Origin of the sequence: Jejubacter calystegiae (genome assembly GCF_005671395.1) — a bacterium.
In the GTDB taxonomy this organism is placed as follows: Bacteria; Pseudomonadota; Gammaproteobacteria; order Enterobacterales; family Enterobacteriaceae; genus Jejubacter; species Jejubacter calystegiae.
In genome coordinates, this window is the sequence record NZ_CP040428.1 from 2657343 (window position 1) to 2670764 (window position 13422).

14 protein-coding genes and 1 pseudogene are annotated in these 13422 nt (G+C 57.0%); 5 read left to right on the forward strand and 10 right to left on the reverse strand.

Features of this window, described 5'->3' with window-relative positions; translation table 11 throughout:
- Positions 1-3: 3 nt before the first annotated feature.
- The 5 genes from FEM41_RS12145 to rutA are packed head-to-tail and all read right to left on the reverse strand — an operon-like array spanning position 4 to position 3586.
- Positions 4-594 (reverse strand): malonic semialdehyde reductase, encoded by a 591-nt coding sequence (locus tag FEM41_RS12145; protein WP_138096223.1) that lies wholly within the window; start codon positions 592-594, stop codon positions 4-6.
- The gene (rutD, locus tag FEM41_RS12150) at positions 591-1400 is read right to left on the reverse strand and encodes a pyrimidine utilization protein D (RefSeq protein WP_138096224.1); all 810 of its coding nucleotides are present in this window, start codon (positions 1398-1400) and stop codon (positions 591-593) included. Before rutD ends, FEM41_RS12145 begins: the two co-directional genes overlap by 4 nt.
- A complete protein-coding gene (gene rutC / locus FEM41_RS12155; RefSeq protein WP_138096225.1) occupies positions 1397-1789 on the reverse strand; it encodes a pyrimidine utilization protein C in 393 nt (130 codons plus the stop codon). The genes rutD and rutC overlap by 4 nt, the downstream gene beginning before the upstream one ends.
- Positions 1790-1799: 10 nt before the next feature.
- The gene (rutB, locus tag FEM41_RS12160) at positions 1800-2498 is read right to left on the reverse strand and encodes a pyrimidine utilization protein B (protein ID WP_138096226.1); all 699 of its coding nucleotides are present in this window, start codon (positions 2496-2498) and stop codon (positions 1800-1802) included.
- The gene (gene rutA / locus FEM41_RS12165) at positions 2498-3586 is read right to left on the reverse strand and encodes a pyrimidine utilization protein A (protein ID WP_138096227.1); all 1089 of its coding nucleotides are present in this window, start codon (positions 3584-3586) and stop codon (positions 2498-2500) included. Before rutA ends, rutB begins: the two co-directional genes overlap by 1 nt.
- A 307-nt stretch (positions 3587-3893) precedes the next feature.
- Between rutA and FEM41_RS12170 the strand changes: the two genes are divergently transcribed.
- The 3 genes from FEM41_RS12170 to FEM41_RS12180 all read left to right on the forward strand — a co-directional run bounded on the left by FEM41_RS12170 (position 3894) and on the right by FEM41_RS12180 (position 5080).
- The gene (locus tag FEM41_RS12170; protein WP_138096228.1) at positions 3894-4202 is read left to right on the forward strand and encodes a monooxygenase; all 309 of its coding nucleotides are present in this window, start codon (positions 3894-3896) and stop codon (positions 4200-4202) included.
- 97 nt (positions 4203-4299) lie between these two features.
- The gene (locus FEM41_RS12175; RefSeq protein WP_138096229.1) at positions 4300-4869 is read left to right on the forward strand and encodes a hypothetical protein; all 570 of its coding nucleotides are present in this window, start codon (positions 4300-4302) and stop codon (positions 4867-4869) included.
- Positions 4853-5080 (forward strand): hypothetical protein, encoded by a 228-nt coding sequence (locus tag FEM41_RS12180; RefSeq protein WP_138096230.1) that lies wholly within the window; start codon positions 4853-4855, stop codon positions 5078-5080. The genes FEM41_RS12175 and FEM41_RS12180 overlap by 17 nt, the downstream gene beginning before the upstream one ends.
- Before the next feature lie 45 nt (positions 5081-5125).
- Here the strand turns inward: FEM41_RS12180 and FEM41_RS25175 are convergent.
- The 5 genes and pseudogenes from FEM41_RS25175 to FEM41_RS12205 form a co-directional block, all read right to left on the reverse strand.
- Positions 5126-6420 (reverse strand): annotated as a pseudogene (locus FEM41_RS25175) (MFS transporter).
- Between the two features lie 166 nt (positions 6421-6586).
- Complete coding sequence (locus FEM41_RS12190; protein WP_138096231.1) at positions 6587-7054, reverse strand: nuclear transport factor 2 family protein; 468 nt, start codon at positions 7052-7054, stop codon at positions 6587-6589.
- A 158-nt stretch (positions 7055-7212) separates the two neighbouring features.
- On the reverse strand, positions 7213-8394 hold the full coding sequence (locus FEM41_RS12195) for an OmpP1/FadL family transporter (protein ID WP_138096232.1): 1182 nt from the start codon (positions 8392-8394) through the stop codon (positions 7213-7215).
- A 179-nt stretch (positions 8395-8573) separates the two neighbouring features.
- The gene (locus tag FEM41_RS12200; RefSeq protein WP_138096233.1) at positions 8574-9959 is read right to left on the reverse strand and encodes an APC family permease; all 1386 of its coding nucleotides are present in this window, start codon (positions 9957-9959) and stop codon (positions 8574-8576) included.
- A gap of 386 nt (positions 9960-10345) precedes the next feature.
- Positions 10346-11764, reverse strand: a complete 1419-nt coding sequence (locus FEM41_RS12205; protein ID WP_138096234.1) for a glutamine synthetase family protein — start codon at positions 11762-11764, stop codon at positions 10346-10348.
- A gap of 213 nt (positions 11765-11977) precedes the next feature.
- Between FEM41_RS12205 and puuD the strand changes: the two genes are divergently transcribed.
- A complete protein-coding gene (puuD, locus tag FEM41_RS12210) occupies positions 11978-12742 on the forward strand; it encodes a gamma-glutamyl-gamma-aminobutyrate hydrolase (protein ID WP_138096235.1) in 765 nt (254 codons plus the stop codon).
- Positions 12743-12766: 24 nt separating this feature from the next.
- On the forward strand, positions 12767-13324 hold the full coding sequence (gene puuR, locus FEM41_RS12215) for an HTH-type transcriptional regulator PuuR (protein WP_138096236.1): 558 nt from the start codon (positions 12767-12769) through the stop codon (positions 13322-13324).
- The last annotated feature ends 98 nt before the right edge of the window (positions 13325-13422 follow it).

Consider the following 13422-nt stretch of genomic DNA (forward strand, 5'->3'; position numbering starts at 1 on the left):
TCCTTACATCAGTTGGCAGGCATCTTCGAATCCCAGGCGCGGCAGGCGTGGGTGCAGGCACTGCTCATCGCCGTAGCCAATGTTGATCAGCAGATTGCTTTTCCAGAGGCTGTCAGCAAAAAATTCACGATCGACCCGATCGCGATCGAAACCGGACATCGGCCCGGTATCCAGCCCCAGCGCCCGGCAGGCGAGGATCAGATAACCCGCCTGCATCGCGCTGTTACGCATTGCGGTTTCTTCCACCAGCTCAGGGCTGCCGGTAAACCAGGCGCGGGCATCGGCCCAGGGAAACAGCTCCGGCAGGCGATCGTAGAAGGCGTCGTCCCAGGCGACGATAGCCGTCACCGGCGCGCTCATGGTTTTATCCAGATTTCCGGCGGAAAGCGCCGGTTTTAGCCGCGCTTTTCCTTCAGGCGTGCGGATAAACACAAAGCGGGCTGGCGAACAGTTGGCCGAGGTGGGGCCCATGCGCAGCAGCGCATAGATTTCACGGATCTTCGCCTCGGTAACCGGCGTATCGCGCCAGACGCTGTGGGTTCTGGCGTTCAGAAACAGGCGTTGTAGCGCTTCGGGCGTTAAGGCTTCATTCATAACATTTCCCCGGAAATGGATAGATGGGGTGCCATATGGCGGCTTAACCAGGTGCGGATAAGGGCGTTAATCGTGGCGCTTTGGGTGATATTGCAGGCGTGAGCGCCCTGGTCGACAATCTCCAGTTGGCTATGGGGAAGGGCGGCGTGTAGCTCCTGGCTACACTGCCAGGGCACCAGCAGATCGTCGCGGGCGCCAACGATCAGGGCCGGTTGCTGGATCGTCGCGACCAGTTCCCGGAAGTCTGCCGCTTTCAGAGCCTGAAGACGGCGATTCAGGTTATGGACGCCCTTGAAGTGTCTGGCCTGCTGCCGGGCCTCATGCTCCAGTTGTGCCTCGTGTTCGCTCAGCCAGGGGGCGGGGTAGAGGAACAGCGGCTGGGCCGCTATCCAGGCTTCAGCGCCCCTGGCGGCCAGTAGCGTTTCACGCAGGACAAAGCAGCGGCGGGTGCGGGCGCTCAGAGAGAGCCAGCCGTTGATAACGATCAGGGCGCTGAGCGACCGGGGGGCATCGAGCGCCAGTTGCAGACCGACCAGCCCACCCAGCGCGTGCCCCAGCACCGCATAATGCCGGATCCTGGCCTCCGCCAGCGCCTGGTGGAGTTCCGCGGCCATGGCCGCCAGGCTGTAGTCGTCTGGCAGGGTGGCCGGGTTGTCTCCGGTGCCGCGCTGATCGTAGCTCACCAACTGGAAGACTTGGTCCAGCGGCTGTTGGGGGCGCCAGTAGCCGGCGGTGCCGCCCAGGCCGGAAATCATCACCAGCACCGGCGCATCAGGAAACGGCGCCGGGCCGATATTCAGCTTCATGGCCGCCTCCCTATATGGGCCACGCTGGCGATCTCCACCAGCGCTTCCGGTTTGACCAGCCCGCACTGGATACAGAAGCGGGCCGGTTTGTCGCCGGGGAAAAATTCGGCGTATACCTCGTTAATCGCGGCGTAGTTTTGCCAGTCGGTGATAAAGATATTGTTGAAGGTCACATCGTCCATCGTGCCACAGGCAGTTTCGATCACCGACTGGATTATCCCGAGCACGTGGCGGGTTTGAGCCTTTGGGTCGTTGGGGTACACCACATTGTTCTGCGCGTCGAACGGCAGGGTGCCTGATACATAGACCACGCCATCGGCTTCGGTGCCTGGTGAATAGGGGGCCAGCGGCACGCCGCTTCCGGGGGGGACGATAATTTGTTTAGGCACAGGCGGCTCCTCAGGCGATACGGGCGACGGCGGCAGGCGTCAGGGCATCGCAGAAAGTGGCGACATCGCTGACCCAGCCGAAGAAGGTTTCAATATTGAACAGCGCCGCCTTCTGGGCGAACGGTGGTCCGGCCTGGTGGGTGGCGTCTTCCAGTACCACGCCGAAATACTCCAGGAAAAAGCCGTCGCGCAGCGTGGATTCCACACAGACATTGGTGGCGATGCCGGTAAAGGCCAGATGGCGAATGCCGCGGCTGCGCAGGATGCTGTCCAGCGGGGTATTAAAGAAGCCGCTGTAGCGGGGTTTGGGCAGCACGATATCCTGGGGTTCCGGCACCAGTTCATCGACCAACTGGTAGTCCCATCCTCCTTTTGCCAGCAGCTTGCCCTGTAGTTCCGGGCGCTGGCGCATGGTTTTCAGGGCGTTGGATTTATGCCAGTTGGGGGAACCCGGCCCCCCGGCCTCAACGTAGTTCTCATCCCAGCCGTTCTGGAACCAGACAATTGGCATTCCGGCCGCGCGGGCCGCAGTAACCGCGCGCCGAATTTGCTCAATCACTGGCCGGGTGGCGGAAACATCGAAACCGGCCAGATCCAGATAACCGCCCTGGCTGGCATAGGCATTCTGCATATCGACAACAATCAGCGCCCCCTGAGCGGGATCGAATTCCAGTGCTTCGGGACGGGCGGGAAGGGTAATGGCGCTCATCAGGCCACCTCCTGGTTGAGGGTGATATGGCTGCGGGATTGCATCAGCGGCTGGATGCGTTCGCCGAACGCTTCGATGCCGGAAAGGAAATCGTCAAAGGTGAGCAGAATGCCCCCGGTGCCTTCGACGGTGGCTACCTCGTCCAGCATCCGGGCCACGCTACGATAAGAGCCGACCAGGGTGCCCATATTGATATTGACCGCCGAGGTGGGATCGGCCATCTGGCGCACGTTGGTGTCACTACCGGAACGGGTATCCTTCTGGCTCTGCTCGGTAAGCCAGGAGAGCGCTTCATGGTCAGCGCCTGCCTTGTAGTGCTCCCATTTGGCCCGGGCCGCCTCATCGGTTTCGTCGGCGATAACCATAAAAAGGACACAGGAGCTGACCTGACGACCGGTCTGGTCAGCGGCCTGTTTCATTCGGGCCGCGGTGGGCGCAAACGCGGTGGGGGTGTTGACGCCTTTGCCAAAGCAGAAGTTAAAGTCGGCATAGCGGGCGGAAAAGGCCATACCTGCGTCGCTCTGTCCGGCGCAGATGACCTTCACCGGCCGGGCAGGGCGCGGGCTCAGGCGGCAGTCATTCATGGTAAAGAAGTCGCCCTTCAAATCGCTTTTCCCGGTGCCCCACAGGTCACGCAGCACCTGAACGTACTCGGTCAGATAGTCATAACGGCGGGAGAAATAGTCGTCTCCGGGCCAGATGCCCATCTGTTCATATTCGGCTTTCTGCCAGCCGGTGACCAGATTAACGCCGAAGCGCCCTTCGGCGATGGAGTCGATGGTGGAGGCCATACGCGCCACAATAGCCGGTGGCAGGGTGAGGGTCGCCGCGGTGGCGTAGAGCTGAATGCGGGAAGTCACCGCCGCCAGGCCCGCCATCAGCGTGAAAGATTCCAGGTTGTGATCCCAGAATTCGGTTTTACCGCCGAAACCGCGCAGCTTAATCATGGAGAGAGCAAAGTCGAACTGGTAGTGCTCGGCTTTCTGGACAATAGCCTTATTCAACTCAAAGGTCGGTTGATACTGAGGGGCATGGGTGGAGATCAGCCAGCCGTTGTTACCGATGGGAATAAAAACACCGATTTTCATTGCGAACCTCACTTTGTCGTCATGAAGGGGCGTCGGGCAACGGAACGTTGCGCCCGAGCCATCTGTTCATGACTCACAGAGCAATTAGGGTGCCAGTTTTGTAAAATTGTTTTTTATCAAATTGTTAAGTGATTTCCTTGCCAGAAAGGGGAGAGCAAACTGGACCGTATGGTCAAAATTAATGCACAAAATATGCGCACGCTTGCGCGTAAATGGTGCGCAGGATCACGATTCTCTGTGGATGGTTCATCTGCTTTATCAGGTCGGTGGGATAATCGGCTAGTGTTACCCAGGAAGGAGAATAACAATGGCAAAACTCATACAGATTCACTTCGATTTCAGCGGCCCGTTTGGGGCGCGGATGGCGGCACAGCTTAAGGAGCTGGCCGAATCCATTAACCAGGAGCCGGGATTTATCTGGAAGGTCTGGACCGAAGATGCTCAGCGCCAGCTGGCGGGGGGCGTCTACCTGTTTGAAGATGATAAGAGCGCCCGGGCCTATATGGCTAAGCATACTGCCAGGCTTCAGGCCATGGGCATTAACGAGGTGGTCTGCGAGCTGTTTGACGTTAATGAGCCGCTGACGGCGATAAACCATGGCGTTACGCAGCGGTAAGCATAACCCTAATGATCAAAGGTGGTGTTGATACATCCTTTGGCGGCGGCCCGTTGTTACTCAGGCATGATAAAAATCTCCAGGAAGGAGGCGATAGGTGCGTATTGAGGAAGAGGAATACCTTGATGATTACAGGTTGAGAAGAAAGAAATTTATTTATGATCGTCGGGTTCATCATAGTTATGTTTTTTCTGCTGGTCATCAGTTCTACATGGTTATTGTTGGCAGTCTGGTTGATGAGGACATATTTACCCGAATAGGTTATGAGATGCCGAATGGTATTCCTTTCCCTGGTAATGGTATGGCTGAAGTGTACTTTGATGTCTTTGATGGAACGGATATCTCTGGTGACTTCAGGCACGTACAGTTCGCTGGCCTGGGGAGTGCCATTGTCCTTCAGACTGTCTCCCTGGCGTTGATCTCCCATTTTGAGACCTTTAACGTGGGTGGTTTCGTTTTTCAGGCGGCGGCTGGAGGTGTGGTTGACAGGGGGCGTAGCATCTCACTGGAAGAGACTTACGACTACATCCTTGGGTTAAAAAATGAACCGAGGTATAATCAACATACTGGGTTGCCAAAAAAGATTCCGCGCTCACTGTTACCAGAAGAGTTACGAGCATATAAACATGTTGTCGAAGGGAGGGCATGCTATGCCATATTGTCGTAAGCAATCTCGTTCAGTTCCTTTCGCCTGGGACTACAACAAAGATAAGAGAGTGTTTAAGGCGTTGGTCGATGCCGCAGTGGTGAATGCAAATGAACCCTTTGAGTCGAAGTATTTGTTTGAAAAAAATGGAAAAAATAACCACTCTTCATCGACCTTGTTGAGAATGAAGTTGAAACAAAAAGCGCTTAATCGCAAGCTATGTGAAATCTGAAGGCTCCGTAAGGAGCCTTTCTTTTATCACACGCTAAATCTCCCCTTACTCGCTTTTCTGCCTTCCGTCGTTTGCCTCTATCGGCTTAATATCTTTCAGAACAAAGAGATAGATAAGCGCCCCGGCCAGACAGGCGCCGCCTGATACTGCCAGCGCCGGAATAAAGGAGCCGTTGTTGCTGGCGATCAGATAGCCGGTCACCACCGGGCCAAGAATGCCGCCGCAGTTGGCGATCGCGTTCTGCATTCCCGCCAGCAGCGAAGTCATATTGCGCGGCGCGATATCGCCTGGCAGGCACCATAGCGCCGATGCGGCGAAGGCCAGACCGGTATAGGAAAGGCACAGCAGCGCCAGCATGCCCTGAGTGGATTCGGTAATCCCCGCCAGGGCGATGCTGGTGGCAAGGAGCATGCCGCCGACCAGGTTTATCTTGCGGGCGATATTCAGGTTGCCGGTGCGGGCGTACAGATAGTCGGTAAACCAGCCGCCGATATACTGGCCGACAATGCCGCTCAGCGGCGGCAGCATGGCGGCAAAGCCCATCTCCACCAGACTCATGCCGCGTTCGTTCATCAGGTAGGTGGGGAACCAGGTAATAAAGAAGAAGATGGCGTAGTTCAGCATAAAGAAGCCCGCGCACATGGCGATGACGTTGCGGTACTTAAACAACTGATACCATTTCATGGGAATGCGGTTATCGATCCCCTCTTTTTTGGCCTGTCCGCTGCGGATCCAGTCGAGTTCATCCTGGCTCACGGCCGGGTGGCTTTCCGGATCGCGGTAGACCCGCAGCCACCATATCGCCCACAGCAGCCCCAGCCCGCCGCACAGATAAAAGGCGGCATGCCACCCCAGGTGGCAATGGCCCACACCACCAGAGGCATGGCGAAGGCGGTGCCGAATTTGGAGCCGCTGTCGAACAGCGCCACGACTTTGCCGCGTTCGCGGTCCGGGAACCATTTGGCGGTAACGCCGTTGTTGCAGGGGTAAGCCCCGGCTTCGCCGATCCCCATAAAGACCCGGGCGGAAACAAAGGCCAGCGGCGTGCGGGCCAGGCCGGTTGCCATGGTTGCCAGCGACCACCAGATCACCGATACCGCCAGAGTCCGACGCTGGCCGAAGCGGTCAGCCAGATACCCCGCTGGTATCTGACACAGGGCATAGCTCAGGAAAAAGGCCGACATAATCCAGCCCATCTCTTCGGCATTCAGCGCCAGCTCTTTTTCAATCACCGGCGCCGCCGCCGACATCACGGTGCGATCCAGATAGTTAATGATGGTGGCGAACAGCATCAGGATGGCGATATGGAACCTGACGTTGGTCTTGCGGATGGCCTGCATAATCGGGAACCTGTTGGTATGGTAGCGTGTTATGAAAATGTAAACCACTGTGCCGCCACGGAAAGCGCAGGCGCGTAAAAGTGCGATCGCGGTTACAGGATTTCCTGTTAATACAATGCTTTTTGGTATGGCATGGCGGCGCGGAGAGTACCGCGCCGGAGGAGGATCAGAACATGGTGTTGGCGTTTTGCGCTTTATCCGCCACCGCCTGGATAACGTCCCAGTGCTCGACGATCTTACCGTCGCGAACCCGGAAAATATCCACTACCGCTTCACCGCGATCGCCGTCGCGCTCCGTGGAATGAACGTGCAGCCAGACCCTGTCGCCATCGACGGCGCTGCGTACGATACGCGCCCGGGCGCCGGGGTTCTGTCGGAAATAGTCGCGGAATCCTTCCACAAAGGGCCTCTTGCCGTCCGGCACCTGGGGATTATGCTGCCGGTAATCTTCCGCCACCACCCGGGCGGCTGTATCCACCTCGTGGCGGTTAAAAAAGTCGTTATAGAAATTAATCACCAGCTGGCGATTTTTTTCCTGCTGAACGGGGGAAATATTCTGCGCCAGGGCGCTGGAGCAAAAAGCTGCCGCCAGCAGCGTCGCCGCCATCGCCATAGGTTTTACTGCACTTTTCATACCCGGTTTCTCTTTGTGATGGCGCGGGGAAGCCCCGGCCATAAATAACCCAATAGCCGATATAACATGCTGATGAATAAAGAGTCTGTGTATCAGACCCGGCTTATTATTAGCAAAAGGCCGGGGGCACCACAAGTAGTTACCTTAGGGTAATAGTTTCAAAACTGATAGCTGTAGTTGACGCTGGCAAACCAGAAGTAAGGATGACTGTATTCGCCTTTAATCATCTGGGGCGACTGCACTTTTGACGACTGCATATGCAGATATTCCACGGCGAAACCGATATTGCTGGACGGCGTAATCTGGTACTGGGCGCCGGTCGCGAAACGCCATTCATCGCCGGTCGGCAACGACAATGACACATCGCTCTGGGAATCGTAGATGGTGCTGTCAAACGCGATGCCGCCATTAATGCGCCACTTCTCATTTGGCCGGTACTGAACCCCCAGCGAGGTATGCCAGGAATCCTTCAGGCGGTTGCTGTGGGTGAGATCCCGGTTACCGGCCGAGATTTCCGGGCTGCCAAACTGGCTCCAGTCCTGCCAGCCTAAATCCCCCATGACGGACCACTGGCGGTTAATATCATGCACCAGACTGACCATAATCTGCTGGGGTGCCCGCACCTGGGCGGAGAGCGGCAGGCTATTTTCCCTGTTCGGCAGGTTAGGGAAGCGAGCGGTGCTATCGATATCGAAGTCGTAATCGGTTTTGCTGGTCCAGGTAATGCCCATACGGGTCTGATCGGTCAGATCCATCAGTAACCCAAGCTTGTAATTCATGGCCCAGTCGCTGTCATGCTGGCGTTCATCGCTGCCGTTAAGGTCGCGTCTCAGGCTCAAATAGCCGTAGTTAATACCGGGACCGAAACCGACAGAGACTTTATCGCTCAGCTTCCAGGCAATGGAGGGGCTGAGTGTAACGCCCACCATTGTTGCTTTATTGATTAACCGTTCTCCCGCCCAGTTGCCAAAGTCCAGACCGAGACCAAAGTTACCGTACATACCGATACCAGCATAGAGGTTGTCGCTCAGACGTTGGCTGTAGAACAGGCTGGCATTGGGAAACGGCCGCATGACGTCGCCAGGATCTCTGCCGTTATTCTCCATATCGTAGGAGACATCGCCGTTCATCACCTGAACGCCAGTGGTTAACATATGGTCCGGCAGGCGGGTCATGCCCGCCGGGTTGGTGGCAATGGTCGAGGCGTCCTGGGCTCGAGCGGCCTGCCCGGCACCGGCCAGCGCGGTATCCTCAGTGCCGATTTCATAAAAGTAGAGCGCGCTGGCCTGGCTCATGCCCGAGAACAGCAGCCCATAGCAACAAATCGCGAGTTTTTTCATAGCGTACCGGCTTAATAGTGTGATGATGAGAGTTCAACCTGACGATAGACAATAAAGCGTCGTTGCGCTTAATTTTTGCGCGCCGGAATAGTAACAAAGGAGAGAGCGGAAAGCGGTGAATGTCAGATTTAGCGCTACTTAATAGTAGAGGCCGGGTTCGACCTCTACTAAAGCACAGGTTAATCCAAGACCTGCTCGACCTTAGCCGCATCGTACTGCGGCGGCGGTTGATGGAAGCGGCGGGTCAGCCAGGTCAGGTACAGTAGTCCCAGCGCGGCCCATACCAGTCCCAGCGTCAGGGACGTGGCCTCAAGATTGATCCACAGCACGGCGACGGTGGCGGCGCCCACCAGCGGCAGCACCAGGTAGTGGAACTTCTCTTTGCGGGTTTTATTACGGCCTTCCCGGCGATAGAAGAAGTTAAATACCGAAAGATTAACGAAGGTGAAGGCCACCAGCGCCCCGAAGTTAATCAGCGCCGTGGCGGTCACCAGGTTGAAGAACTGCGCCGACAGCGCGACGATACCCACCATAATCACGTTCAGCGCCGGCGTGCGCCACTTCGGATGTACATAACCAAAGACCCGCTCCGGGAAGACCCGGTCGCGCCCCATCACATACAGCAGTCGCGAGACGCTGGCGTGGGAAGCCAGTCCCGATGCCAGGGTGTTGATAAAGGTGGTACACAGGAAGATTGACTGAAACAGCTTGCCGCCGACGTACAGGGCAATTTCCGGCAGCGCAGCGTCGGGATCCTTAAAACGCGCGTTGTCCGGGAAGAACAGCTGCATGGCGAACGAGGCGACGATAAAGATAAACCCGCCGTAGAGCGCGGTCAGAAATATCGCTTTGGGGATCTTTTTGGCGGCGTCTGGCGTCTCTTCCGAAAGCGTAGTCACTGCATCGAAGCCCAGAAACGAAAAGCAGACAATGGTCGCACCGGTGATAATCGGCAGCAGGTGGGCGTTTTCGCTGATAAACGGCTGTAGCGACCAGACGGTGCCCACTCCTTCGCCGCGCCGTAACCCGTGAACCACCAGGAAGATAAAGACGGCGATAATAGCCACCTGCACCAGCACGAACAGGGTATTAAAGTTGGCGACCAGATTAATGCTTTTCAGGTTAGCCGCGGTCAGGATAATCACAAAACCCACCACCCAGATCCAGGATTCCACTTCCGGGAACAGCGCGGTCAGGTAGATTTTCGCCAGTAGCACGTTAATCATTGGCAGGAACAGATAGTCGAGCAGCGACGACCAGCCCACCATAAAGCCAACGTGGGGGCCAATGGACTTTTGAGCGTAGGTATAGGCCGAGCCCGCCTGGGGGAACTGGCGTACCAGCTTGCCGTAGCTGATGGCGGTAAAGAGCACGCCCGCCAGCGCCAGCAGGTAGGAGGCCGGAACATGGCCGTTGCTGACCCCGGAGACGATGCCGAAGGTATCGAATACCGTCATTGGCGTCAGATAGGCCAGGCCCATCATCACCACCTGCCAGAGCTTCAGGGATTTGCGCAGCTGCGGTTTGGCGACGGCGGCGGTATTGAGCGAGGTGTTAGTGGACATGGCGCGCCCCCCCTTTGCCGGTAACGATTTGCTGTAGTGTGATCCTTATTGCAAACCGCCTTAGCAAGGGGGTAAATCGCGCTGTCGGGAACCAGGGAAACGCGCCGGTATTCAGGCATTCAGTTGGCCCATATTCACTGTGGCCCGGGCGCAGGCCCTTAAGCGGCGGGTAAGCTGAGAACGGCATCATGTTCTTTCCTCGTCAAAATCTGTCTGTTATCGGAAGACCCGCTGCCGCCTGCGCTCCCTGGACGGCATTCGGAAAATGTCCCTGCGAACGTCGGCTGTGGTGGGCCTCGCGTTGGGAAAATTATGACGGCCCGGTTCCACTCAGGCCGCATGATGCTACTGATTATTTGCCCCCGACGGGAGCGTTTTTTACGCCCTCAGGCGTTTTTTAGCATCCAGTCGATTTCGGTGTCGGTAATCAGACGTTCGAACTGGGTGAGTTCGTCGTTTTTACAGGCCAGCCAGACGTGGCTGAAGCGTTCCCCCAGCTGCTCGCGCAGCGTCTGATGGCTGGCGAAGGTCGATAGCGCATCGCTCTGACGAATGGGAAAGGGCACGCCTTCCTGTTCCAGACCGTTGCCTTCCACCCGTGACGGCAGCGGCAGTGTGTTGTCCAGACCGTGCAATATGCCGGCCAGTATCGCGGCCATCACCAGGTAGGGGTTGGCATCGGCGCCCGCCACCCGGTATTCCACCCGGTGGTTGTTGCGATCGCCGCAGGGAATACGCAGCGCTACGGTGCGGTTGTTGTGGCCCCAGGAGGCCTGAGTCGGTACGTACATGCCGGGCTGAAAGCGACGCCAGGAGTTCACATTCGGCGCCAGAAGCGTCATGGAGGCGGGCATCAGATCGATCATACCGGCCAGCGCGCGCTTCAGTAGCGCCGAATCTTCGCCGTTATCGTCCGCCAGTACGTTGTGGCGCTGGCTGTCGACCAGGCTGATATGGATGTGCATACCGCTGCCGGCGTGCTCTTCGTACGGCTTGGCCATGAAGGTGGCGTGCATATCGTGTTTTTCCGCCACCACTCGCACCAGGCGCTTAAGGGCCAGGGCGTCGTCACAGGCATCCAGCACGTTATCGGTATGGTTAAGGTTGATTTCGAACTGTCCGGGAGAGGCTTCGGCTACCGCACCGTCGGCGGGAATGAGCTGCAGGCGGGCCAGCTCGTCGATGTCGTTCAGTACCCGGGCGAAGTGATTCAGGTTATCCACCGAATAGACCTGACTCTGGGTATTGCGGTCCTGGGTGCCTGGGGCGCAGGGGGGTTGCAGATAGCCGTCGGCATCGCGTTGCTTATCCAGCAAATAGAACTCCATCTCTACCGCTACCACGGGGAACAGGCCGCGGCTGCGCAGCTGCTGCCAGAGCCGGTTGACAACGTTCCGTGGTTCAACGTCAAAGGGAGTGCCATCTTCATCCAGCATCGTCAGCAGCAGCTGGGCGATGGTTTGTGGTTCGGCGGCAGAAGGGGTCAGAGTGCCCGGCACCGGGATACAGGTGCGATCCGGTTCTCCCAGCGCCTGGCCCAGCCCGGTCTCTTCGACCACGTTGCCCAGAATGTCCATGGCGAACACCGATGCCGGAAAATAGCAGCCTTTGTCCAGTTTATGCAGGCCGGAGACCGGAATACGCTTGCCGCGGAAGCAACCGTTAAGGTCGGTCAACAGCACATCCACGTACTGGGTTTCCGGATAGCGTTCCAGATAGCGTTTTACCTCAAGGCCGAACGCGCTACTTCGCCTCTCTTCAGAATGCTGAATAAAGCTCTCAACTTCCAGGATATTGGTTTCCATGATTCACCATCGTTGTCTTGGTTGCGAACGGTTTGGACGACTGTTAAATATAATGTCCGTTCTGTTGAATTTGTATCCAGTCAATATGTTTGTCAAATGTTAATTTAAGTTTGAAAAATGGTTATTGCACTGCTAGATTGTGAAAATATTGAACGGAAAGTGGCAAAATGGAAGTGTTTTGGAAATAATTTAGTCCAGCATGTGAGGCCGATCATGGGCAATATATTTGACATACCGACTATTGGTGTTGTGATGTGCAGGAACAGGATTAAGGGACACGAGTCCCAGACCCTGCAAGAAAAGTACCTGGATGCGGTTTTATTTGCTGGCGGTCTGCCGATTGCGCTACCGCATGCGCTGGCTGAACCCCAGCTTCTGGTGGCGCTACTGCCCAAACTCGACGGTATTTTCCTGACCGGAAGCCCCAGCAACGTGCAGCCGCACCTTTATGGTGAAAACGGCGATGAGCCTGACGCCGATCCCGGGCGTGATCTTCTGAGCATGGCGCTAATCGACGCCGCGCTCGAAAGGCGCATCCCCCTTTTCGCCATCTGCCGGGGGATGCAGGAACTGGTTGTCGCCACCGGGGGGACTCTGTATCGTCGCCTGTTTGACGAACCGGCGTTTCTCGAACACCGCGAGGATCCGGAACTTCCGGTGGAACAGCAGTATGCGCCTTCCCACGAAGTGCAGGTGCAATCGGGCGGGTTACTTTCGCGTTTGATACCGGGATGCAGTACCTTTTGGGTGAACTCATTACACGGGCAGGGTGCGAAAACGTTAGGCCCGCGGTTGTGTATTGAGGCGCGCGCGCAGGATGGACTGGTAGAGGCGGTCAGCGTTCACGACCATCCCTGGGCGCTGGGCGTGCAGTGGCATCCGGAATGGAACAGTCGCGAGTATGAACTTTCGCGTCTGCTGCTGGCGGGCTTTATCAGCGCCTGTCAGAACTATCACGCTGAAAAACAGCAGGTTTGACCATAATTTTAAGGAAATACGCATATGAGCGATCAGGCCCTGGCTCCGGGGAAGCGTCTGGCGGAAATTCGCCAGCAGCTGGGTCTTTCACAGCGCCGGGTGGCGGAACTGTCGGGGTTAACCCACAGCGCCATCAGCACCATCGAACAGGACAAGGTCAGTCCCGCCATCAGTACCCTGCAAAAATTGCTCAGGGTGTATGGACTGTCGTTGTCGGAGTTCTTTGCCGAGTCGGATAAACCCGACCAGCCCAGGGTGGTGATTGAACAGCAGGATCTGATCGAGATCGGCAGCCAGGGGGTATCGATGAAGCTGGTGCATAACGGCAACCCCGAGAGGCAGCTCGCCATGATGTTTGAAACCTATCAGCCTGGCACCACGACAGGGGAGCGGATTAAGCACCAGGGGGAAGAGATAGGTACGGTGCTGGAAGGCGAAGTGGTACTGACCATCAGCGGTCAGAGCTACCACCTGACCGCCGGGCAGAGCTATGCCATCAACACCGGAATTCCCCACAGCTTTAGCAATACATCGGCGGGTATCTGCCGCATTATCAGCGCGCATACCCCCACCACATTCTGATTTCTAAAGTGGCCTGATTCATTCAGGCCTTTGGCTGGCTTTTACGGGAAATATTTCCCGGGGCCGCCTGCGGCCGCCTTTTGCCGCAAACAGAGCGA

Coding starts and splice junctions, on each gene's coding strand:
- FEM41_RS12145 (WP_138096223.1), bottom strand. CDS start 594: ATGAATGAAGCCTTAACGCCCGAAGCGCTACAACGCCTGTTTCTGAAC.
- rutD (WP_138096224.1), bottom strand. CDS start 1,400: ATGAAGCTGAATATCGGCCCGGCGCCGTTTCCTGATGCGCCGGTGCTG.
- rutB (WP_138096226.1), bottom strand. CDS start 2,498: ATGAGCGCCATTACCCTTCCCGCCCGTCCCGAAGCACTGGAATTCGAT.
- rutA (WP_138096227.1), bottom strand. CDS start 3,586: ATGAAAATCGGTGTTTTTATTCCCATCGGTAACAACGGCTGGCTGATC.
- FEM41_RS12170 (WP_138096228.1), top strand. CDS start 3,894: ATGGCAAAACTCATACAGATTCACTTCGATTTCAGCGGCCCGTTTGGG.
- FEM41_RS12180 (WP_138096230.1), top strand. CDS start 4,853: ATGCCATATTGTCGTAAGCAATCTCGTTCAGTTCCTTTCGCCTGGGAC.
- FEM41_RS12190 (WP_138096231.1), bottom strand. CDS start 7,054: ATGAAAAGTGCAGTAAAACCTATGGCGATGGCGGCGACGCTGCTGGCG.
- FEM41_RS12195 (WP_138096232.1), bottom strand. CDS start 8,394: ATGAAAAAACTCGCGATTTGTTGCTATGGGCTGCTGTTCTCGGGCATG.
- FEM41_RS12200 (WP_138096233.1), bottom strand. CDS start 9,959: ATGTCCACTAACACCTCGCTCAATACCGCCGCCGTCGCCAAACCGCAG.
- FEM41_RS12205 (WP_138096234.1), bottom strand. CDS start 11,764: ATGGAAACCAATATCCTGGAAGTTGAGAGCTTTATTCAGCATTCTGAA.
- puuD (WP_138096235.1), top strand. CDS start 11,978: ATGGGCAATATATTTGACATACCGACTATTGGTGTTGTGATGTGCAGG.
- puuR (WP_138096236.1), top strand. CDS start 12,767: ATGAGCGATCAGGCCCTGGCTCCGGGGAAGCGTCTGGCGGAAATTCGC.